The sequence below is a fragment of the Rhizobium sp. PDO1-076 genome (assembly GCF_000247475.1).
GTDB lineage: Bacteria > Pseudomonadota > Alphaproteobacteria > Rhizobiales > Rhizobiaceae > Allorhizobium.
The window spans coordinates 70,753-92,009 of record NZ_AHZC01000419.1; the positions used below are offsets into that span (position 1 = coordinate 70,753).

The 21,257-nt window shown below is 62.4% G+C and carries 23 protein-coding genes and 1 tRNA gene; 9 read left to right on the forward strand and 15 right to left on the reverse strand.

Annotation, left to right across the window (positions count from 1 at the left end; all coding sequences use genetic code 11):
* Window positions 1-11: 11 nt before the first annotated feature.
* From PDO_RS23805 to PDO_RS23825, 5 genes are all read right to left on the reverse strand, one after another.
* Window positions 12-425 carry a tellurite resistance TerB family protein gene (locus PDO_RS23805; protein WP_007607832.1) on the reverse strand — a complete coding sequence of 138 codons (414 nt, stop codon included), beginning with the start codon at window positions 423-425 and terminating at the stop codon, window positions 12-14.
* A gap of 136 nt (window positions 426-561) precedes the next feature.
* Window positions 562-1,257, reverse strand: a complete 696-nt coding sequence (locus PDO_RS23810; RefSeq protein ID WP_007607833.1) for a thermonuclease family protein — start codon at window positions 1,255-1,257, stop codon at window positions 562-564.
* A gap of 12 nt (window positions 1,258-1,269) precedes the next feature.
* Window positions 1,270-1,935, reverse strand: coding sequence for a S24 family peptidase (locus PDO_RS23815; protein ID WP_007607834.1), 666 nt, complete (start codon window positions 1,933-1,935; stop codon window positions 1,270-1,272).
* A gap of 130 nt (window positions 1,936-2,065) precedes the next feature.
* Window positions 2,066-2,713: a response regulator gene (locus tag PDO_RS23820; protein WP_007607836.1), complete on the reverse strand. Its 648-nt coding sequence runs from the start codon at window positions 2,711-2,713 to the stop codon at window positions 2,066-2,068.
* Between the two features lie 127 nt (window positions 2,714-2,840).
* Window positions 2,841-3,269: a hypothetical protein gene (locus PDO_RS23825; RefSeq protein ID WP_007607837.1), complete on the reverse strand. Its 429-nt coding sequence runs from the start codon at window positions 3,267-3,269 to the stop codon at window positions 2,841-2,843.
* A 113-nt stretch (window positions 3,270-3,382) separates the two neighbouring features.
* Between PDO_RS23825 and PDO_RS23830 the strand changes: the two genes are divergently transcribed.
* Together PDO_RS23830 and PDO_RS23835 are read left to right on the forward strand one after the other, a co-directional pair.
* Window positions 3,383-3,754 (forward strand): DUF952 domain-containing protein, encoded by a 372-nt coding sequence (locus PDO_RS23830; protein WP_007607838.1) that lies wholly within the window; start codon window positions 3,383-3,385, stop codon window positions 3,752-3,754.
* Window positions 3,754-4,842 carry a quinone-dependent dihydroorotate dehydrogenase gene (locus PDO_RS23835; RefSeq protein WP_007607839.1) on the forward strand — a complete coding sequence of 363 codons (1,089 nt, stop codon included), beginning with the start codon at window positions 3,754-3,756 and terminating at the stop codon, window positions 4,840-4,842. Before PDO_RS23830 ends, PDO_RS23835 begins: the two co-directional genes overlap by 1 nt.
* Here the strand turns inward: PDO_RS23835 and PDO_RS23840 are convergent.
* The 3 genes from PDO_RS23840 to PDO_RS23850 are packed head-to-tail and all read right to left on the reverse strand — an operon-like array spanning window position 4,818 to window position 6,986.
* On the reverse strand, window positions 4,818-6,167 hold the full coding sequence (locus tag PDO_RS23840) for an MATE family efflux transporter (protein ID WP_244426517.1): 1,350 nt from the start codon (window positions 6,165-6,167) through the stop codon (window positions 4,818-4,820). The two genes, PDO_RS23835 and PDO_RS23840, sit on opposite strands and share 25 nt — an antisense overlap.
* Window positions 6,168-6,214: 47 nt before the next feature.
* Window positions 6,215-6,718 carry a CAP domain-containing protein gene (locus tag PDO_RS23845; protein ID WP_007607842.1) on the reverse strand — a complete coding sequence of 168 codons (504 nt, stop codon included), beginning with the start codon at window positions 6,716-6,718 and terminating at the stop codon, window positions 6,215-6,217.
* A 1-nt stretch (window position 6,719) separates the two neighbouring features.
* Entirely contained in the window at window positions 6,720-6,986 is a 267-nt protein-coding gene (locus tag PDO_RS23850; protein ID WP_007607845.1) for a DUF6460 domain-containing protein, read from the reverse strand.
* 160 nt (window positions 6,987-7,146) lie between these two features.
* On the opposite strand from PDO_RS23850, the gene PDO_RS23855 reads away from it, so the two are divergent.
* The 4 genes from PDO_RS23855 to PDO_RS23870 all read left to right on the forward strand — a co-directional run bounded on the left by PDO_RS23855 (window position 7,147) and on the right by PDO_RS23870 (window position 11,323).
* Window positions 7,147-8,088: a methyltransferase domain-containing protein gene (locus tag PDO_RS23855; RefSeq protein WP_007607846.1), complete on the forward strand. Its 942-nt coding sequence runs from the start codon at window positions 7,147-7,149 to the stop codon at window positions 8,086-8,088.
* A gap of 118 nt (window positions 8,089-8,206) precedes the next feature.
* On the forward strand, window positions 8,207-8,845 hold the full coding sequence (locus PDO_RS23860) for a YitT family protein (RefSeq protein WP_007607848.1): 639 nt from the start codon (window positions 8,207-8,209) through the stop codon (window positions 8,843-8,845).
* Window positions 8,846-9,089: 244 nt separating this feature from the next.
* Window positions 9,090-10,742 carry a GMC family oxidoreductase gene (locus PDO_RS23865; RefSeq protein WP_007607850.1) on the forward strand — a complete coding sequence of 551 codons (1,653 nt, stop codon included), beginning with the start codon at window positions 9,090-9,092 and terminating at the stop codon, window positions 10,740-10,742.
* A gap of 50 nt (window positions 10,743-10,792) precedes the next feature.
* Entirely contained in the window at window positions 10,793-11,323 is a 531-nt protein-coding gene (locus PDO_RS23870; protein ID WP_007607852.1) for a gluconokinase, read from the forward strand.
* Between the two features lie 27 nt (window positions 11,324-11,350).
* Here the strand turns inward: PDO_RS23870 and PDO_RS23875 are convergent, their stop codons facing one another.
* Entirely contained in the window at window positions 11,351-12,190 is an 840-nt protein-coding gene (locus PDO_RS23875; protein ID WP_007607853.1) for an SDR family oxidoreductase, read from the reverse strand.
* Window positions 12,191-12,339: 149 nt separating this feature from the next.
* Between PDO_RS23875 and PDO_RS23880 the strand changes: the two genes are divergently transcribed.
* Complete coding sequence (locus PDO_RS23880) at window positions 12,340-12,705, forward strand: winged helix-turn-helix transcriptional regulator (protein WP_007607854.1); 366 nt, start codon at window positions 12,340-12,342, stop codon at window positions 12,703-12,705.
* Between the two features lie 78 nt (window positions 12,706-12,783).
* Here the strand turns inward: PDO_RS23880 and aguB are convergent, their stop codons facing one another.
* The 4 genes from aguB to PDO_RS23900 form a co-directional block, all read right to left on the reverse strand.
* On the reverse strand, window positions 12,784-13,659 hold the full coding sequence (gene aguB, locus PDO_RS23885) for an N-carbamoylputrescine amidase (protein WP_007607855.1): 876 nt from the start codon (window positions 13,657-13,659) through the stop codon (window positions 12,784-12,786).
* Window positions 13,660-13,669: 10 nt separating this feature from the next.
* Window positions 13,670-14,968, reverse strand: a complete 1,299-nt coding sequence (locus PDO_RS23890; RefSeq protein WP_007607858.1) for an NAD(P)/FAD-dependent oxidoreductase — start codon at window positions 14,966-14,968, stop codon at window positions 13,670-13,672.
* Window positions 14,969-14,978: 10 nt separating this feature from the next.
* The gene (locus tag PDO_RS23895; RefSeq protein WP_007607861.1) at window positions 14,979-16,337 is read right to left on the reverse strand and encodes a glutamine synthetase family protein; all 1,359 of its coding nucleotides are present in this window, start codon (window positions 16,335-16,337) and stop codon (window positions 14,979-14,981) included.
* Window positions 16,338-16,651: 314 nt separating this feature from the next.
* Window positions 16,652-17,905 (reverse strand): NAD(P)/FAD-dependent oxidoreductase, encoded by a 1,254-nt coding sequence (locus PDO_RS23900; protein WP_007607864.1) that lies wholly within the window; start codon window positions 17,903-17,905, stop codon window positions 16,652-16,654.
* A gap of 188 nt (window positions 17,906-18,093) precedes the next feature.
* On the opposite strand from PDO_RS23900, the gene PDO_RS23905 reads away from it, so the two are divergent.
* A complete protein-coding gene (locus tag PDO_RS23905; protein WP_007607865.1) occupies window positions 18,094-18,456 on the forward strand; it encodes a YbaN family protein in 363 nt (120 codons plus the stop codon).
* Window positions 18,457-18,548: 92 nt separating this feature from the next.
* On the opposite strand, the gene PDO_RS23910 is transcribed toward PDO_RS23905, so the two are convergent.
* Complete coding sequence (locus PDO_RS23910) at window positions 18,549-19,511, reverse strand: dihydrodipicolinate synthase family protein (protein WP_007607868.1); 963 nt, start codon at window positions 19,509-19,511, stop codon at window positions 18,549-18,551.
* Between the two features lie 384 nt (window positions 19,512-19,895).
* Between PDO_RS23910 and PDO_RS23915 the strand changes: the two genes are divergently transcribed.
* Entirely contained in the window at window positions 19,896-20,288 is a 393-nt protein-coding gene (locus PDO_RS23915; RefSeq protein ID WP_007607869.1) for a GFA family protein, read from the forward strand.
* Between the two features lie 90 nt (window positions 20,289-20,378).
* On the opposite strand, the gene PDO_RS23920 is transcribed toward PDO_RS23915, so the two are convergent.
* Window positions 20,379-20,452 (reverse strand) — tRNA-Gln (locus PDO_RS23920).
* Window positions 20,453-21,257 lie beyond the last annotated feature (805 nt).

Sequence of the window (21,257 nt, forward strand, 5' to 3'; positions counted from 1 at the left end):
GCCGGCTGACATCAGGCCGGGCGATAGCGCGCCGCCGCACTCCGCTCGATCGCCGCGCATACCAGCTTGTCGAGCTTCAGGCGGCTGCGCAGCAGTTCCAGCAGCCGCAATTCCTCGGAGCGGATCGCAAGATCCACCGCCGTGATCTCGACGGCAAGCGCATAGGCGGTCTCGTACAGCCGCTCCGGCAAGGCGTCGCGAACGGTTTCAAGCGCGACATCCAGCCCCTCCGGCCCGTTGAGGATCTCCGCACATCGCTGTGATACCGCGATCAGTCGATCCTTGTCGAAATCGCCAAAGACCGGAAGGATGTCGATCAACTGGCCGATCCTGCGCAGCTCCTTTTCCGCCATGGCATTGTCGACGGCCGAAGCCATCACCATGACAAAGACGAGCGCTTCTTCGGAGGAGACGTGGTTTTGCATGAAGTCTGTGTCCTGTTGGTTTTGGCCAAGAGTAGGGACTGCATCGGCCGCTTTCAAGGCGCAGCACCCGTCTCGCGTGACTGCGCGCATGACAGACTGCGGTTCTGCGAGCCCCGTAGAGCCGTACAGGCGAGGCTCAGCGGGCGGCGCTGGCGAACAGCCCGATGCCGTCGGTACGCGCCTTTTCGGTCAGCATTGCCAGGCCCGAACCCGCGCGCGCCTCCGCCCAGCCATGCTGGGCAAGCCAGGTCGAGACATCCAGCGGGCCGACCCAGCAGCGGGTCTCGATCTCGCCCACCCAATGTTTTTCTGTCGTTTCACAGGCGAGCGACCGGTTGCGCAGCAAAAGCCTTTGCTGCGTGCGCGCCACCATGCCGCATGGCCATTCGCCGGCATCGCTCGCCGGACAGTTGCGCTCGAGCGCGGTCGCCTGGATATCGACGAGCCGTATGCGCTGATCGTCGCCAAATGCCACGATCCCGGCCTGCAGCGAGATCGGCCGCGGCAAAAGCACCACGTCCGGCTTGGCCGCCACCCGTCTTTCGCTGAACGGTTCGCGGGGCGCCACGCGTTCGAGGTTTTCGGCATTGGCAACGGCTGGCGAGGCAAACACCTCCGGCGCGATCGGCCTGACGCTGCGACCCTCGATCTGCGGCGCGACGATGGTCTCGGTTTCCGGCAGCTCCAACTCCGACGGATCCGGCACATCCATGTCTTCGAGATCGTACTCGACCGGTTCGTCACGCAGGGAATGGCCGGCAGATGCGACGAGAAGGCCCCAGATCAGGAGGCCGGAGAGTCCGATGGCGAGCGTGATGCCGTTCCGTCGCATAGGTGCGTTTTCCTACTGGCTGGCCCAGATGATCCGCGCCACCCATTCGACATCGTTCATGTCGAGGCTGCGTGGCGGGTGTTCCGGGTTGAGCGATTGCAAGTCGATGGTCTTGGCGCTTTGCCGGGCCATGATCTTGGCCATGACCTCGCCCTCGCGGGTCTTGACCACCACACGGTCGCCCCGACGCACCTGTGCGCCCGGCTCGACGATCAGGATGTCGCCGTCGCGGTAGAGCGGCTTCATGCTGTCGCCCTGCACCTCGAGCGCATAGACGCCGGCGCCGCGACCGGGCGGCGAGGGGAATTCCACCAGGTCCCAGCCCTGGCCGGCGGGAAAGCCGCCATCGTCGAAAAAGCCGCCGGCACCCGCCTGCGCCATGCCGAGCAACGGAATCGAACTGGCCTGGGCCGGAAAGGACCCTTGCGGAATCTGGTAACGGCCGGCATCCGGCGAGACATAGCTCATGAACTGGTCGAGGCTTGCGCCGGTCGCATCCAGCACCTTGGAAATCGATTCCGTCGATGGCCAGCGCATCCGGCCGTCAGCGGCCACGCGTTTGGATTTGTTGAACGAGGTCGGGTCCAGTCCCGCCTTGCGTGCAAGTCCTGACGGCGTCAGCGAATGCCGCTCGGCAAGGCGGTCAATCGCGGCCCATATGCTGTCGTGCGAAAGCATGATCGCGCCTGCTCCAGGACCGGATAGGCGGCACACTGCCTGCCCCGGCCAATTCGGCTGGAACAATAAGACAGAGCGTCATCGTAGTAAAGCAAAAAGGAATAAAATCCTTGCGCCCGAAGGCCGCCCGTCAAGCGACCATGGCCATGTTGATCTTGCCGAGCTGGATCACCGCCTGGGTCCGGCTATCCACCTTGAGCTTCAGTAGGATCGCCGAGACATGTGCCTTGATGGTCGCTTCCGATACGCCGAGCTCATAGGCGATCTGCTTGTTCAGCAGCCCTTCGCCGAGCATGCCGAGCACCCGGCTCTGCTGCGGCGTCAGCGTCCTCAGCCGGCTGATCAGGTCGGCAACGTCCGGATCGGTCTCTTGTCCGCCCTGATAGCTTTTCGGCGTCCAGATATCGCCTTCCAGCACACATTGGATCGCCGCGCGGATATCGTCGATGCCGGAGGATTTGGAAATGAAACCGGAGGCGCCCAGTTCCAGCGCCCGGCGGATGGTCACCGGGTCGTCGCTGGCCGAGACGATCACCAGCGGCAGGCTGGCGAATTCGGCGCGCATCGCCATCAGGCCGGAAAAGCCGCTGACACCCGGCATGGCAAGATCCAGCAGCATCAGGTCGGCATCGGGATGGGCAGTTGCCGCAGCCCGCGCCGCTTCGAAATCGCCGGCCTCGATGATCGTCTGGGTGCCGTCGATGCCGGTCACGGCCTGGCGCAGGGCGCCGCGAAACAGTGGGTGGTCATCGGCAATAATTAAAGTGGATGCAGCCATGTCAAAGCTCCCTCCCAAGAGCTGTGTCAGCTATTGCGCAACGCGCCTGTCTTCTTTTAGCGCTTGCTGCGCCACTAGACAATGCCAATAGGCGAGGCAGCGGCGCTATCGGTGTGTATGCACTGCGTCAGGTCTTGCTCGGCGGTACCTGCTCTTCTTCACGTCTGAATTCCTGCACCAGTCCGAAGAAGGCCCGCATGAAGCGCTCCATGATCCCGATCGAGCGGTCGATCTCGGCATCGCTTGGCAATTCGCCCTTGGCCGCTGCCGCAGGCATGCCGGACGCCAGCTGTTTTTCCAAGAGATCGACGCGTTTTTCCAGCCGCGCCAGATCCTCGTCATAAGCCGCCCGCTCGTCTGCCGCCATGCGGCAGGTCAAGCTGCCGTCGATTTCCTTGCACAGCGTTACGGTTCCCGTCTGCCGATCGAGACGGACAAAGCCGGTCTCGGATTTTTCCAGGCTGTAACGATCGGCCGATGCATTCTGGGCGACAGCCGGCAGGCTCGACAGCGCCAGCATCGCGGCAACAAGGCTATTGGACAGCATTTCCACCATGTCTTTACTCCTCCTCTTGTCGTGCAATTGGCCACAGGCGTGGACAAGGACACCGCTTTGCGGCAAACCGCTGCCAAAGATCGCATCGGAACACAGGAACCCCAGGAGCGACCATGGATCAGATCATATACAAGATCGTCCCGCAGGAATTATGGCAGGCGGCGCGTCCCGACGGCCAGTTCAGGGGAGCGGCAATCGATCTCGCCGATGGCTATATCCATTTCTCCACGGCCGCCCAGGCGGTCGAGACCGCAAAGCTGCATTTCGCCGGCCAATCGGGCCTTTTGCTGGTCGCCGTCGAAACGGCGGCTCTGGCAGACGCCCTGAAATGGGAGCCGTCCCGCAACGGCGCACTCTTCCCCCATCTTTACGCCGCTTTGCCGTTCGATGCTGTCGCCTGGGAAAAGCCGCTGCCGCTTGGGCCGGACGGTGACCATCTTTTCCCTGAAGCCTTCAAGAACGCCTCTTCCAGGGATACCCAGTGATGTTCGATTTCGCCTCTCTCGCCCGCCGTGGCCTCTTCCTTTTTGATGCCGAAACCGCCCATGGCATGTCGGTCGCCGCGCTGAAATCCGGCCTCCTGCCGTCCTGCAGCATCCGTCCCGATCCGCGCCTCGCCCAGACGGTCGCTGGCCTCTCCTTCGCCAATCCGCTCGGCATGGCCGCCGGTTATGACAAGAATGCCGAAGTGCCGGATGCGTTGCTGTCGCTCGGCTTTGGTTTCGCCGAAATCGGCACGCTGACCCCGAAGCCGCAAGCGGGCAATCCCAAGCCGCGCATCTTCCGGCTGGTCGACGACATGGCGGTGATCAACCGTCTGGGTTTCAACAATGAAGGTCACGATGCGGCCTATGCGCGTCTGTCCGCCCGGTCCGGCAAGCCCGGCCTTGTCGGCGTCAACATCGGCGCCAACAAGGATGCCGAAGACCGGATCGCCGACTATGTCGCCGGCATCCGCCGCTTTTATCCGGTCGCCAGCTATTTTACCGCCAACATTTCCTCGCCCAACACGCCGGGCCTGCGTGATCTTCAGGCGCGCGAAAGCCTGGCCGCCCTGTTGTCGGCCGTGCTTGCCGCGCGCCAGGAAGAGGCGCTGCGCGCCGGCCGCCGAATTCCGGTCTTCCTCAAGATCGCTCCGGACCTGACCGAGGAAGGCATGGACGACATCGCCGAAGTGGCGCTTGCCCATGACCTCGATGGCCTGATCGTCTCCAACACCACGCTCGCCCGGGATGGCCTCTCCGATCCGGCCGTCGCCAAGGAGGCTGGCGGCCTGTCCGGCAAGCCGCTGTTCGACAAGTCCACCGCGGTGCTTGCCCGCATGCGCAAGCGCGTCGGCCGCGATCTGGCAATCATCGGCGTTGGCGGTGTGTCGTCAGCCGAGACCGCGCTGGAAAAGATCCGCGCCGGTGCCGATCTCGTTCAGCTCTATTCCTGCATGGTCTATGAAGGCCCCGGCCTGCCGGCAAGGATCGTCCGTGGCCTGTCGAGCCTCATCGACCGCGAAGAGGTTGGCAATATCCGCGAACTGCGCGACAGCCGCCTCGATTACTGGCTCTCGGCAAAGGTCTGATCGATCTTCATCTTCAGCCGTGACAGCAGCAAAAGGCCACGCAGCGCCAGAAATGCGTTGAGCGCGACCCAGAGCCCGTGATTGCCGGCCATTGGCACCAGGATCGCCACCGTCAGCAGATAGCCTGCGAGCGCGACGATCATCATGTTGCGCATCTCGCTCGACCATGTAGCGCCGATGAAGACGCCGTCCATCTGGAAGGCGAGCGCTCCGGTCAGGGCCGTCAGCGCAGCGTAGGGCAGGTAGGTCGAGGCCATGGCCCGCACGTCTTCTGCCGTGGTGATGAAGCCGATGATCGCCGCGCCGAAGATCAGGAAGAAGGCGAGGCTGGCGAGCGCCAGCCCCAGCGACCAGATCCCGGTCAGCTTGACCGCCTTTTCGAAGCCTGCGCGAGATCTGGCGCCGACCGCCTGGCCGGTGATCTGCTCGGCGGCCGTGGCAATGCCGTCGAGATAGAAGCTGGCGATCATGAAGAAATTCATCAGAACGGCATTGGCCGCCAGCGCCACCGGCCCGAAGCTCACGCCCACCCGTGTCATCACGGTAAAGGCGGTGATCAGCGAGACGGTCCGGATCAGGATGTCGCGGTTCAGCTGGAAGAGATGCGAAAGCCGGGCCCTGTCGGTCAGCATCGCCAGCCGGGGCATGGCTGCGCCGCGATAACGCCAAAAGACGAAACAGAGGCCGGCAAGAGCTGCAACCGCCTCGCCGATCACCGTGCCCCAGGCAACGCCGGCAATGCCCCATCCGAATGTGATGCCGAGCATGATCGACATGACGATGTTGACGCCGTTCAGCAGGATCTGCAGCGCCAGTCCCACCGAGCCCATGCCGCGCCCCAGCACGAAGCCAAGCAGGGTGAAGTTCGACAGTGTCAGCGGCCCGGCCAGGATGCGGATAGTGATATAGGTGGACGCTGCCAGTGCCACCTCGCCCTCTGCTCCCATCAGCGCCAGCCCGCCAGCCGCGATCACTGGCGACAATGCCAGGACGAGCAGCCCGAAGCCGACCGACAGCGCCATCGATCGCCAGAAGACGGCAAAAACCTCGGTGTCGTCCCGGCGGCCCTCTGCCTGTGCAACGAGCGCTGTGGTCGAGGTGCGCAGAAAATTGAGACTGGCAAACAGCAGATCGAATAGGGCGGCTGCAATGGCAAGGCCGGCCAGGCTTGCTGCCGTTCCAGTGCGGCCGATCACGGCGGTGTCGGTCAGGCCGAGCAGCGGCGTGGTCAGGAAGCCCAGCGTCATCGGCACGGCAATCGCCAGCACGGAGCGATGCGTGACTTCTATGATCCGCAAGGGTTCTGCGACCCGATCTCGATCCATGCCCTGGTCCATACCCCGAAGCCCTCTGGTGGCAAGGCGGGAATCGCTCAGGCCGACAGCACCATGGCCCAATATGGTCGGTTTGCGGAAGAGGCATCGAAGGCAACGGCAACGCCCAGGCCGCGATAGGAGCCGAGCATGTTTTCCAGGTGCTTCTTGGAATCGATCCACGCCTGTACCGCGCGCCCGACCGTATCCTGGCCGGTCGCGATGTTTTCCGCTGCCGGAAGCGGCACATTGCTGCCTTTCATCCGCTCCAGGAAGCTGTCATTGAAGCCGATCAGATGGGTCATCTTGCCGGCATGCGCCATGCGCTTGGCCTGGATGATGGCCGCCGTCTCCGCTTCCTTGGCCCGCACCAGCGGCGTACGCCCTTTTGCGTCACGTAGATCGTTGACCAGTTTCAGCGCGCCCTCGGTCTCGGCCCGCGCCTGGGCGTCGTCCGGGGTCAGCACGTCAGTGGTGCGGCAGCCGGCGATCGAAAGCGCCAGGCCGCTGCCGGCCAAGAGGAGTAGCCGGCGGCGCGGCAGATGCAGGTTGCGTTCGTTCATGTCACTTCCGCGAGGCAAACAGGCGCAGGATGATGAATACCGGAATGACGATGGTCGCGCCGATCAGCAGGTAGTCGCCGACCCGGCCAAGGGCGGCAAAACCGGTATGCCAGAGGTCGAGGATGAAATACTTCACGCCATGGATCAGGTCGAGCGGATCGAGCCCGAACACGGCCATGACGAAGCCGACGATCAGTGACACCACGATCAGCTTGACGATCGTGCGGCCTGGCGTATCGCCGAGAAATCTGTTGACGCTATCCGACATAGGGCGCTCCTGTTTGCTCTGATATGGGAGGACCACCGGCCCTCGCAAGCATGCCTTGAGGCGAAGACCTGTTTCGCTTTCCATTTAGCACTTGAGTTTTTTCCGGCCGTCGGTCAAGACCGCGCGCCTTCCTCATCCTGAAAGGCCTTGAGGGACAGCCATGCATCCGACCCAGTTTTCCTCCGGCGACGTGATTGCCGACCGTCGTGCCGACTATGCCCGCATGCTGGCAGAAAGTGGCGATCCTGCGGCGGCCGTCGAATTGATGGAGCAAGCGCTGGAACTGGCCCCCGTCTGGCCGGCCGGTTTGGTGCGTCTTGCCGATTATGCCGAAAAATCCGGCCTGCCGGACAAGGCAATCACTGCCCTGCGCGCCGCTCTGTCGCTCGACCCCGAGGATATTTTCGGTGCGCAGTTGAAGCTCGCTTTGCTCGGTGCGGAAAAAATGCCCGACACGCCGCCCAGCCGCTATGTCGAGGCTCTGTTCGACGATTATGCCGACCGCTTCGACACGGCCCTGGTCGAACGGCTGGATTATTCGGTCCCGGGCAAGCTCGCGGCGCTGGTCGCCTCCAGGCCACGGGCCGAGCCCTTCGCCTGCGTCGTCGATCTCGGCTGCGGCACAGGCCTGTTCGGCGCCGAGATCCGCCAGCATGTGACCCGTCTCGAAGGCTTCGACCTATCCGCCAACATGCTGGCGCGGGCCCAGGAGAAAAATCTCTATGACCTGCTGGCGAGAGCCGATCTCTCTCTCGATCCGGAACCCTCCGGCCTTCTCGCCGGCGGATTGGCCAGCCACCGTGCCGATCTGGTCTCGGCAGCCGATGTGCTGATGTATCTGGGCGATCTCGCCAACGCATTTGCGCTTGCCGCAAACCTGTCGCAACCCGGTGCGCTGTTTGCCTTTTCCGTCGAGGACGCAGCCACGGACGAGGGCTTCGCGCTTCAGCCGTCGCTGCGTTATGCCCATTCCGAAGCCCATGTGCGCCAGCGTCTCGCGGAAAACGGCTTCGAAGTCGTCAAGCTTGAGCGCACCACCATTCGCATGGATGGCGGAAAACCGGTCTTCGGCATTCTGTTTCTTGCGGTGAGAAAGCCCTGATCAGTCGTTTTCTTGCGATCTTTTCGATAGGTCAGCATTCCTGACCCATCACCCTTGTGAACAAGCGTTTCTCAGGGCATCTTGGCGCTTGGGAGGCCCCTTTTCGCGGAGATGGTTGATGGCGCAGATCACGAGCATGCTGGGTATCTGGAATTCCAATCCGACGCGTCACACCGTGGCCGAAGATCTGCAGGGTCTGATCGCCGGCAGCATGATCGCGGCGCTGGGTCTCTATCTTCTTGCCAAGGTCGGCTTGCTCACCGGCGGCATGGCCGGCCTTGCCTTCGTCCTGCATTACTGGACCGGCATGAGCTTCGGCCTGCTGTTCTTCGTCCTCAACCTGCCGTTCTACATCCTGTCGCTGCGCCGCGTCGGCGTTGATTTCACCGTCAAGACCTTCCTTGCGGTCGGCTTTACCTCGTTCCTCGTCGAAATCGAGAGCCGCTTCCTGGTCATCGAAAGCATCGCCCCGGTCTGGGCCGCGATCCTGGGTGGCCTTCTCCTCGGCTTCGGCCTCCTGGCGCTTTATCGCCACCGCGCCAGCCTTGGCGGCCTCGGCATCCTCGCCATCTATATCCAGGACCGCTTCGGCATCCGCGCCGGCCTCGTCCAGCTTGCCTTCGACCTCTGCGTCATGGCGACAGCCTTTGCCGTGGTCAGCCCGATGGTTGTCGCCTATTCGGTTCTCGGCGCCGTTGTCCTAAACCTTTTCCTCGCCATCAACCACCGCTCGGACCGCTACATCGCGCTGCGGTGACCACCAGGCGCAGATAAGAACTGCACTGCATCGTTGGATCGATATGCAGCGGTGCAGTGGTGCACTGCTCTGTCGCGCATCTGAGGTGCTTGGTCGCGGTCGCCAGAAAAATAGTCAAAACTCTATATGGCCGCTCTTGTGACGTGCGTCACATAAAGCTACGTTTACGTAAATGGAAGTCGGGAGGCGTCCATTGCGGGTGGCATGAGCGAGGCCGCCTTGTCCTCTGGGAGGAGGTGGCTTCATGTTTGACTATGTCATCGTCATCGTCATCGTCGGCGGCGGTTCGGCGGGGGCCGTTCTGGCTGCGCGGCTGAGCGAAGATCCGGATATCCGTGTCTGCCTGCTGGAGGCCGGCGGCCTAGGTCGCGATCTGCTGATGCGGGTGCCGTCCGGCGCGGCCGCCATCGTGCCCGGCTATCTGAAAGGTGGCAACTGGGCCTTTTCCACCACGCCGCAAAAAGAGCTGAACGGACGGGTCGGCTATCAGCCGCGCGGGCGCGGGCTGGGCGGATCGAGCCTGATCAATGCCATGCTCTACAACCGCGGCCATCGCGGTGACTACGACGAATGGGCAGCGCTTGGTGCAAAAGGCTGGTCCTTTGCCGACGTCCTGCCGTGGTTCCTGAAAGCCGAGGACAATGTCCGGGGCGCCGATCCCTGGCATGGCCGTGGTGGTCCCTTGCAGGTCAGCGACGCCAACTGGGCTCGTCCGATCAATCAGGCCTTCATCAAGGCCGGCGAACAATGCGGCTTTCGACCCAACGAGGATTTCAACGGTCCGCTGCAGGAGGGGCTGGGTCTCTATCAGGCAACGCAATTCTGGCGTGGCCCGAAAAAGGGCGAACGCTGCTCGTCTGCCGCCGCCTATCTGCATGATCATCTGGATCGTCCCAACCTGAAGATCATTCGGGGCGTCCGGGCAAGCCGGATCGTCATCGAGCGGGGCAGGGCCGTGGGTGTCGCATATCGCCGCGGGCGCAGCGAGATCGTGGTCGGCGCCCGGCGCGAGGTGTTGCTGTCGGCCGGGGCCTTGCAATCGCCGCAGTTGCTCATGCTGTCGGGCATCGGCCCCGCCGAGCACCTGCGCGACCACGGCATCGCGGTCGTACACGACCTTCCGGAGGTCGGTGCCAACCTGCAGGACCACCTGGACTACACTCAGATCTTCAGGTCTGCCGACAAGGACATGATCGGCCTCGGCTTTGCCGGCGCGCGTGACATCGTCTCGGCAGCGTGCGAATGGAACCGCGACGGCACGGGCCATCTGCGCTCCACCTTTGCCGAATCCGGTGGCTTCCTGAAGACGGACCCGACATTGCATCGTCCCGATATCCAGTTGCATTTTGTCGTTGCCATGGTCGATGATCACGCCCGTAAGATGCATTGGGGGTATGGCTATTCCTGCCATGTCTGCGTGCTCCGGCCGCATTCGCGCGGCACGGTCCGTCTGGCAAGCGGCGATCCTTTGGCGGCACCACAGATCGATCCGGCCTTTCTCTCCGACGCCAGAGACATGCAGACGCTCAAAGCCGGTGCGCGGCTGATGCGGCAGATCATGGAATCCCCGGCGCTGGCCCGCTATCGGGGTCGCGAGCTCTATCCGGCGTGCAGTGCCGATCACGAACTGGAAGCCGCCATCCGCACCCGCGCCGACACCATCTACCATCCCGTCGGTACCTGCCGCATGGGATCGGATGCCGCCGCGGTCGCTGATCCCTCGCTCAGGGTGAATGGGGTGGAAGGGCTGCGGGTCATCGACGCCTCGATCATGCCGCGTCTGATCGGCGGCAACACCAATGCGCCGGTGATCATGATCGCCGAGAAGATTGCCGCAAGCATGCGCGCCGAGCGCAAAAGAGAGATCGAACCCGCTTCGGGATTGCATTTCGCCTGAGCCTGCCTATCGTCCGGCGCACAATTCGGGCGAGGCATCGGGGAGGACAAATGACGGACAAATCCGGATCGGCGCAACAGGCCATTATAGTAATGGGCGTCAGCGGCTGCGGCAAATCCTCGGTCGGCGCGCTGCTCGCAAAACGCCTCGGCCTGAGTTTCGTTGAAGGAGATGCGCTGCATCCACCGGCAAACGTCGAAAAGATGGCCAAGGGCACGCCATTGACCGACGACGACCGCTGGCCGTGGCTGACCAGGATCGGCCACGATATCGCGGCAGCGCAAAGCGCGGGCGAGGGCATCGTCGTGTCCTGCTCCGCCCTGAAACAGAGCTACCGCGATCTCCTGCGTCGGGAAGCGGGCGGTCCTCTGCATTTCGTCTATCTCGAAGGCAGTCACGCACTCTTGCTGTCGCGCATGGGCGCCCGCACAGGCCATTTCATGCCTGTCGCCTTGCTCGACAGCCAGTTGGCGACGCTGGAAGTGCCGACCGGAGAACCCGGTGTGGTCACCGTCAGCATCGACCAGAGCGTCGAGGACATCGTCGAGGGTGCGATTCGCGGGCTTACGCCCTCTTTCTGATGAAAGAGGGCGGGTCGCTTTGTAGCCTCAGCCGTTCAGCGCTGCGATATGGTCCTTGGCATAGGTCTCAACCGAGCGCGGCGCCTTGCCGGTCAGTGTCTCGACATCGGTGGTCACCGCTGCTGTCCAGCCTTCACGCACCGGATAGAAGATCGATGCGAGGAAGCCGGCATAGTCGGCAGGCACGCCGACGCCGGTCAGCATGGCGATGAAGGCCTCGTCGCTGATCGCGCTGTAGCCGACCGGCTTGCCGATCGTCTTGGCGATGATCGTGGCGGCTTCACCGTAGCTCAGCGCCTGCGGGCCGGTCAGGTTGAAGGCGCGGCCGTTGAAGGCGTCGGTCGTCAGGGCTGCAGCCGCACTGGCAGCGATGTCGCGGGCATCGATGAAGCTCGACTTGCCGTCGCCGGCCGGAACCGCGATTTGGCCATGGTCGATACCGGCCTTCCAGTAGGTGTGGAAATTGTCGGAGAACCAGTTCGGCCGCAGGATAACATAAGGCACGCCGGACTTTTCGATGGCGATCTCGATCTGGCGGTACGGGATGCTGTCATCGGCATCAACGCCGAAAACGCTTTGGAACACCACCTTCACTTTTTTCGCAAAGGCAGCCTCAAGCACCGGCGTCAGCAGGCCGATCGCATCGACGCTGCCCGACGCGAGCATGACATAGGCGCGATCGACGCCATCGAGCGCCGGGCCGAAGGTGTCAGGATCGGTGTAGTTGAACACCACGCCTTCCGCGCCTTCGACGGCTTTGCCTGTGCGCGAGGCGGCCTTGACGTTTTCGCCCTTGGCAACGAGCGCCTTCACCAGCGGCGTGCCCACATTGCCGGTCGCACCGAGAACCAGGATCTTGTTCGACATGTCGTTAATTCCTCGAATGATTGAATAGGTATCTATTGGAAACCAGCTTCCGATTGGATATATACTCACTAATAAAAATCGCGAAAGAAGGCACTTTCGGGTGACATGGTTTCCTTGAGGAAACCGCCCGCAACCGAGCAGGACCAATCATGCAGCATGACTACGACGTCTATGAAGAGAACTGCCCGACCCGTCAGGTGCTCGCCCGCGTGGCGGACAAATGGGCCTTGCTGATCCTTGATCGTCTGGATGGCGAGGCGGTGCGTTTCAATCACTTGAGGCGCGATATCAAGGGTGTGTCGCAGAAAGTCCTGTCGCAGACGCTCAAGCGGCTGGAGCGCGACGGCATGGTCTCGCGAACCGCCTTCGCGACAGTGCCGGTGACGGTGGAATATGCACTGACGCCGCTGGGCAGGACTCTGACGGAAACCGTCGCTGCCATGGCCCATTGGGCTGAAAAGCACATGGATGCCGTGCTTGTCGCCCAGCAGGCCTACGACGCCCAGCCACGATAGGGCAGGCCGCCGTACGGTGATCCGTGCGATGGCTTGGTCATATATCCGTTATCTGTCTGCCGGGAATGTGATGATGGCTCAGGCGTTGCCGTCGAGCGTCAGCCCCCCTCCATAGAGATCCGGCCGGCGATCACGGAACAGGCCCCAGGAGGCGCGCTGCTTGGCAATGCCGTCGAGATCGAAGCTGGCCGTCAGCACGGTCTCTTCCAGGCGTCCGGCTTCCGCGACCTTGCCACCGGTCTGGTCGGCAATGAAGGACGAACCATAGAAGGTCAGTTCCGTGCCCTTGCGGCCGGGCTCGACGCCGATACGGTTCGAGGCGATCACCGGCATCAGGTTGGCGCCTGCATGACCCTGCATCACGCGCTGCCAATGGGCGGCACTGTCGATGGTCGGATCCTGCGGCTCCGAGCCGATCGCTGTCGGATAAAACAGCAGTTCGGCGCCCATCAGCGCCATGGATCGCGCCGCTTCCGGGAACCATTGATCCCAGCATATGCCGACGCCGATCTTGGCGTAACGGGTCTGCCAGACCTTGAAACCGGTATCGCCGGGCGAGAAGTAGAATTTCTCCGTGTAGCCCGGACCATCCGGGATATGGCTCTTGCGATAGAGACCAAGTACGCAGCCATCCGCATCGATGATCGCGATACTGTTGAAGAAGGTTGGGCCGGCCTTTTCGAAAAAGCTGATCGGCAGCACGACGCCAAGCTCGGCAGCGAGCTTGGAGAAATGCGCGATCAGCGGATTGCCCTCGAGCGGCTTTGCCAGATCGAAGAATTCGGCAATCTGGTCCTGGCAGAAATAGGGAGCCTCGAACAGTTCCTGTATCAGGATGATCTGCGCGCCCTTGCCGGCAGCCTCCCGGATCAGTTTTTCGGCCCGCGCGATATTGCCGGCGAGATCCCAGCTGCAGGCCATCTGGGTTGCGGCGACGGTTACGATGCGTGTCATGCTGTGCTCCTCAGACGCCGAGTTTGTCGCGCAAGCCGTACCACCAGGCACCGAGCGCCGTCAGCGGAACGCGGAACATCCGCCCGCCGGGGAAAGGATAGGCCTGCAGCGACGACCAGACATCGAAGCGGCTGGCCTGGCCATGCACGGCCTCGCCGAGGATCTTGCCGAGCAGATGCGTGGTGGTCACGCCATGGCCGGAGTCGCCATGCGAGAAATAGACCGTGTCCGACAGCTTGCCCATATGCGGAATGCGGGTCAGCGTCAGCGCGAAGTTGCCGCTCCAGGCATAGTCGATCTTCACGTCCTTCAACTGCGGAAAGGTTTTCAGCATATTCGGCCGAATGACGCCGGTCAGGTTTGCCGGATCCTGGCCGCCATAACCGATGCCGCCGCCATAGAGCAGCCGGTTATCGGCCGTGCGGCGATAGTAGTCGAGCACGTAATTGGCATCCTCGACGCAGTAATTGGCCGGCAGCAATTCCTCGATCAGCTTGGCATCGAGCGGTTCCGTCGCCATCACCTGGGAGGACACCGGCATCATCTTCTCGGTGATCTTCGGCGCCAGCCCGCTCATATAGGCATTGCCGCAGACCAGCACGAATTTCGCCCGCACCATGCCGCGCTCGGTGCGCACATAGGGCTGCGCGCCGGTGTCGATTTCGATAACCTTGGAGTTTTCAAAGATCTTGCCGCCAAGACTTTCCACTGCGGCTGCCTCGCCGAGCACCAGGTCGAGCGGATGGATATGGCCGCCATGCCGGTCGATCATGCCGCCGACATAGCGATCGGCCTTCACGTATTTCGACACCTCGGACTTGGACACCATTTCCAGACCGTCATGGCCGTGCTTCTGCCAGGTGGCGCGGACCTCGCCCATTTCGCGCACCTGCTTGTCGGTAAAAGCGGCAAAGAAGCCGCCATCGATCAGATCGCAGTCTATGCCGTATTTCGCCACCCGCTCGCGAATGATCCTGCCACCCTCGAGCGACATCTCGCCGAGCCGGGCGGCACGGTCCGGGCCGTAGCGTTTGGCAATCGTGTCGAGATCGCGGCTGTAGCCGTTGACGATCTGCCCGCCATTGCGGCCGGACGCGCCAAAGCCGATGCGGTCGGCCTCGACAACGATCACCGAATAGCCGGTCTCCGCCAGTTGCAGGGCCGCCGAGATCCCGGTGAACCCGGCGCCGATCACGCAGATATCGGCGTTCAGTTCGCCTTCCAGGCTGGGACGAATACGCTTGTCGCGGGCAGAGGCTGCGTAGTAGGTGGCCGCATGGCCGGGATTGGCTCCGATAGACTTGGTCATGGCATGCACCTCACACGGTCCGGATATAGGCGTCATATTCGACGTCTGTCACACGCTGGGAAAACTCCGACAGTTCCTGCTGCTTGCAGGCGGTATAGAGCCCGCGATATTTCGGCCCGAGCGCCGCATAGGCAAAACTCGACTTGGCAAAACGCTGGATCGCATAATCCCAATTGGTCGGCAGCGGCTCGTGGCTGACGGCATGGTCGTCGCCGGAGATCGCACCGCCCGGCGGTGTCTTCTCCTTCATGCCGGCCAACGCCGCCGACAGGATCATCGCCAGAACCAGATAGGGATTGGTGTCGGAGCCCGCGACACGGTGCTCGATGCGGGTCGCCGGCTTGGATGCGGTGATCACGCGCACGGCCGCCGAGCGGTTGTCGAAACCCCAGGACGCATAGGTCGGCGCATGTTCGGAAGGGCGCAGGCGGCGATAGGAATTCTGGTGCGGCGCAAACACAGCCATGCTCTCGCCCATTGCTTCCAGCAGCCCGCCGACCGAATGCAACAGCGTGTCGGCCGGGCCGTTCTCGCCGACATAGATATTGCGGCCGCTTTCATCCAGCACCGAAAAATGCACATGCATGCCGCTGCCGGCCTGCATGCCATAGGGCTTGGCCATGAAGGTCGCGTCGAGATCGTTGGCGCGCGCCACGCCCTTGACGATGCGCTTCAAAAGGACCGCGTAGTCGGCGGCGGCCAGCGCATCCGGCACATGGTTGAGATTGATCTCATACTGGCCGGGACCGTTTTCCCTGAGCGTCGTATCGGCCGGCACGTTCTGCGCCTTGGCGGCGCTGGAAATGCCGTGGAACACCTCTTCGAAATCCTGCAGTTCGGAAATCGACAGCACCTGCGTCTGCCCGGTATGCCAGCGTCCGTCGCGGGTATTGGGCGGGCGAACCGGATCAAGCGCCGAACGCACCGGGTCGATCAGGTAGAATTCGAGTTCGGTGGCAACGACGGGCGTCAGCTTCTCGCGCTTGTAGCGCTCCAGCACATTGGCCAGCACCTGGCGCGGATCGGCATAGAAGGCATCGCCCTCGGTTGTGCGCATCTGCAGCAGAACCTGGGCCGTCGGGCGCGACAGCCAGGTGACGCGCGACAGCGTGCCGGGCACCGGAAAGCAGATCCCGTCCGGGTCGCCGGTGCCTTCGGCAAGGCCGGCGGCATTGACGTCGCGGCCCCAGACATCAAGTGCATAAACCGAGCGCGGCATGGCCATGCCGTTGGTCAGCACATCGATCGCCCGTTCGCGCGGGATCCATTTGCCGCGCGGCACGCCGTTTACGTCGATGACAAAGGCTTCAAGAACTTCAATATCGGGGTTTTGCGCAAAAAATTCTCGCGCCTGCTCGGCAATGTCCATAGGGCACCGTTTGGGTAGATGGTCTGCTTGATCTTTAAACACGTGTCGCCACGCCAGCGGGACATGCCGCTAACGATAGACGCTTTTCACGTTATAGATCAGAAACCGGACCATGCCTCGGCAACCTCTAGATTTCCCCTCGACCGGTGGCCTCTTTTTTGAGGCCGGTTTTTATCCGATCAGCCACCCTTTCGAGCGACAATTTGGTCATATGACCAAATCTCGTTTAGCATTCCGACGCGACAAAGGCTAGCCCGCACCGACCGCGCTGGCCTTTTGTCGCGGCTGATCTCATCTTGGCCTCCTGCACGACCCTAAGGATTGAACCGCTCAGGGCGCCAGGCCGTGGTGTCGAGGAACGGCTTTTCGCCGTCCATCATCTCCGCGATCAGACGGCCCGTGACAGGTCCAAGCGTCAGGCCGTGATGTGCGTGCCCGAAGGCAAACCACAGTCCTTCATGGCGCGGCGCCTTGCCGATCACCGGCATCATGTCCGGTGTGCAGGGGCGGGCGCCCATCCACGGTTCGGCATCCAGCCGTTCGCCGAGCGGAAAGATTTCCCGCGCCACCTTTTCGGCCCGCTCCAGCTGGACCGGCGATTTCGGCGCATCGCGATCGGCAAATTCCGCACCGGTCGTCAGGCGGATGCCCTTTTCCATCGGCGCGAGGAAATAGCCGCGCTCGCCATCCATCGCCCAGTTGTTCAAAACCGCATTGCCGGCCGGCGCATAATGCATGTGATAGCCGCGCTTGACCCCGAGCGGGAAGCGGTAGCCGAGTTTGGCGGTCATCTCCTGCGCCCAGGGACCGACGGCCAGCACCACCTCTTCGCCCTCGATCATGCCGTCGTCGGTCTTGACCCTCCAGCCGCGGCCGTTGGCACCCGGCTCGAGCGTGCTCGCGTCACCCTTGACGAAGCGGCCACCGAGCGACTGGAAATAGGCGAGATAGGCCGCCGTCAATCCATGTGGATTGGTCACCGACCACGGATCGTTCCATTTCAGCGCGCCGACGAAATCGTCCGAAAGATGCGGCTCTTCCCTGGCCAGTTCCTCGCGCGTCAGGCTCTTGAAGCTGATGCCGTATTCGCGGCCGAGCCGCTCGGCCTCCGCCACTTCGCCGTCACGCTTGGCCGTCGTGCGGAACAACTCCATCCAGCCATCCTTGCGGATGAACTGACCGGCATTGGCAGCCTCGATCAGCACCTGGTGCTCGGAGATCGAATTTTCGATCAGCGGCGCATAGGCGCGCGCAATCACCTCATGCCGCGGCTTGTTGGAATGCCACCAGTAGCGCGCCAGAAACGGAACGAGTTTCGCCAGCGCACTGACATGATAATGCGCGTCGATCCGGTTGTTCAGGCCGTAGCGCAGCAGCAGTCCGAGATCCTGCGGGAAGGCATAGGGAACAACCCCCTCGCGCTGGATAAGGCCAGCATTGCCGAACGAGGTTTCTTCGCCCGGATCGCGCCGGTCCACCAAAACCACAGTGCGTCCGCGACGCGCCAGATGAATTGCGGTGGACACGCCGATGATGCCGGCGCCAAGCACGATAGTAACCTTGGACATGGTATTTTCAGTTCCCTGAGGGCAAGATGTATACAAGGATGCAATTGCCACGGTTGCGGCGCAAACGAAAAATGGTCGCATCCGCGGAAATCCGCAAAATCCTTGGCGAAGCGGCGATCGTTCACTATCTCCGACACTGCTGCTGCAGGTATATGACTGCATCAGTCAGCTTTTAGGAAAGGTCCCTGATGCGTCTTCTGACACTCGCCGCAGCCTGGCTGCTGGTTGCGATCGGCATCATTGGTGTCTTCCTGCCGGTTCTGCCGACCACCCCGTTCATGATCCTGGCCGCCGCCCTGTTCGCCCGCTCGTCGCCGCGCTTCGAGCGTTGGCTGCTGGAGCATCCGCGTTATGGCCAGCCGCTGACCGACTGGCGTCGCCAGGGCGCGATTTCAAAGCCGGCGAAAATCGCCTCGGTCTCGCTGATGAGCGCGAGCTATCTGGTCGTCTGGTTCGTCGGTCCGCCGCAGATTTGGCTGAAACTGGCGATCGGCGCGATCCTGATCGCCTGCGCCGCCTTCGTGCTGAGCCGGCCGCTGCCCAATCCATAACGGGAAGCGGTTCGACTGATTGCCGCTGTGGGCGCAATCGCAGCGCTCAGGCCCTCCGGGTGGAGGGCCTAATCCGGTTCCCGGCCGCTCGATCAGGCCTTGTACTTGGCCACGGCGCCGGAAAGCTTGCTCCATTCGCCATACCAGCTGTTGAACAGCTTGAACTGCGCTTCGACATAGCCGCGCTGGCTTGCCGTCAGGGCGTCGCTCTCGTTGAAATGCAGCGTGTATTCCGCGTCACCCTTCAGCACCATCATGTGTTTGAAGTAGAGAACGAGGTCGGCACCTTCGTCGAAGGACGACAGCACGGCCAGCGCCTGTTCCAGTTCCAGCGCCCGCTGGCGCGCATCGGCATCGCCGGCAGCCGCAGCCTGCGCCAGGTTGCACAGATGCAGCACTTCCTTGGGCAGCACGTTGCCGATGCCGGTGATCGCGCCGGTCGCACCGCAATTGACATAGCCGTGGAACACAGCCGTATCGACGCCGATCATCAGTGAAACGCTGTCGTCGTGATTGGTGATGTGCTCAGCCGCATAACGCATGTCGGCCGGGCCGCCGAATTCCTTGAAGCCGACGAGGTTCGGATGTTCGGCGCGCAGTGCGAAGAACAGGTCGGCGCGTGTGGCAAAGCCGTAATACGGGCTGTTGTAGATGACCGCTGCAAGATCGGGTGCCGCCGCGAGGATTGCCTTGAAATGCGCTTTCTGCGCCGTCACCGACGAGCCGCGCGACAACACGCGCGGAATGACCATCAGGCCCTGTGCGCCGACTTTCTGGGCGTGTGCCGCATGCGCAACGGCCGTGGCCGTGTTGACCGCGCCGGTGCCGACGATCACCGGAATGCCGGCCTGAACAAGGCGCTCGACACCTTCCATGCGCTGTGCATCGGTCAGAAGCGGCCAGTCGCCCATCGACCCGCAATAGACGACAGCCGACATGCCGTCAGCGATCAGCTGCTTTGCCTTGCGCACCAGCTGGTCGAAATCCGGGCTGCGATCAGCTTTGCAGGGTGTCATCAGCGCGGGAACTACACCCGAAAAAATCGTTGCCTTCATTGTCGAATTCCTCCTTGCGACGAAGCGATATTTGGCCCGCAGACTGTCGCGGCGTGACCTTGAGGGCTGATATACATCTTTGTATTCTTTTTGTCGACAGAGAAATGTGTGGGATCGCAACAACTCCCCGCAACGCATCACCACGCGCATCGCCGACGTCACGGCTGAAAAACGATGCACGTTCGCGGATCGCCTGAGCCTGCCGACGTTGAGCCTGCTGATGATGGTCGCGCGGATCTTGGTCGCGCTAATGGCGCGCGCCGATCAAGATCACAGTCTGGGACAGCGAGCCCCTCCCGCCGCGGCAATTGCCCCGCCATCCTCGGCCGTCGTAAGGTGTTGGTCGTAAGCTGATGATGATGATTGTGATGAAGGAGGGCACCCATGCACCGGTTTGTCGGCGGTTGTTTATGCGGCAATGTCAAAATCGTCGCCTCGGGACAGCCCTTCCGGGTGGGGCTGTGTCATTGTCTCGATTGCCGCAAGCATCACGGTGCCTTGTTTCACGCCTCGGCGATCTTCCCCGAAGATGCGGTCAGGATCGAGGGTGAAACAGGCGAATACGCCGGACGGCATTTCTGCCCGCGCTGCGGCTCCTCCGTCTTTTCCCGCTCGGCCGATGAAATCGAAGTCAACCTCGGCTCTCTCGATGCCCCTGACCAGTTGCTGCCGACCTACGAATTATGGACCGTCCGCCGCGAATCCTGGCTGCCGCCGTTTCCACGGATGAGACGATACGCCCATGACCGCGAGGCCATCGGTCGCAGCGAGGAGTAGCATGTATGCGCCATAACGACGACACGAAGTCGATCTCAGCGACTGCCGTACCGCGTTAACGAATTCAAATTGCAGGGAGAAAAGAGAGATTGGCTGGGGAACCTGGATTCGAACCAAGATTAACGGAGTCAGAGTCCGTCGTTCTACCGTTGAACTATTCCCCAGCAGGGTTCGGGTGCGAAGATCGTGCGCCCGTCGGTGAGGCGGGCTTATAACCAAAAGGTGGACGATTGCAAATACCTGCTGCGAAAAAAAATCGCGAATGATGTCGATTGTTTACGGGTGACACTTTGCCGGCCGGATCATGTGTCCCGGGCGGCAAAGCGGCAGCTCCGGACTTGGCGAGAAAAACCGTTTGGCTTGAGGGTCTTGCGCTGGTATGCTGGCGCCAACGAAAATGGATATGACACCAGCGGCATGCGTCAATCTTGATGCCTTGCGCGGTGCAGTGGAAAACTCAGTGACAGACCCCGACCGCGGCGGAAAGCCGAAAAGCGAGGGGGCGTCGACGGGCAAGCGCAAGGGCGGGAATTCTCGCCGGCGCGGCAAGGGAAGAAAGACAGCGGCGGCGCAAGCCGGTGCGGAACTTTCGACTTTGGCAGGATCGGCTGGTGAGCAGGTTCTGGTTCGACGTTCCGAAACAGTCGTTGCGGATGGCCCCATCCGCAAGCGAAAGCGCCGTCGTCGCAGCAAGGCGGCTTCAGGTGCACCCGTGACGTCGGGTGCATCCGCTGCATCAAAACAGACGTCATTTCAGAATGTTGCGCCTCAAGATGTAAAGTCTGAGGGTTACTCATTGTCAGGTCAGGGTTCCAGTCCAGGGTCGGCGCCGGCTGGCAACGCAGCCGTGCAGGCGCAGGATGTCTCGTCCGTCGGCGGGCGCGAGGCGGCCCCGCAGTATGGTCGGGACGCGGCCCGTGACCCCGGCCAGGCCGCCGGCGAGCCGCGTTCCGGCCGCAAGCGCCGGCG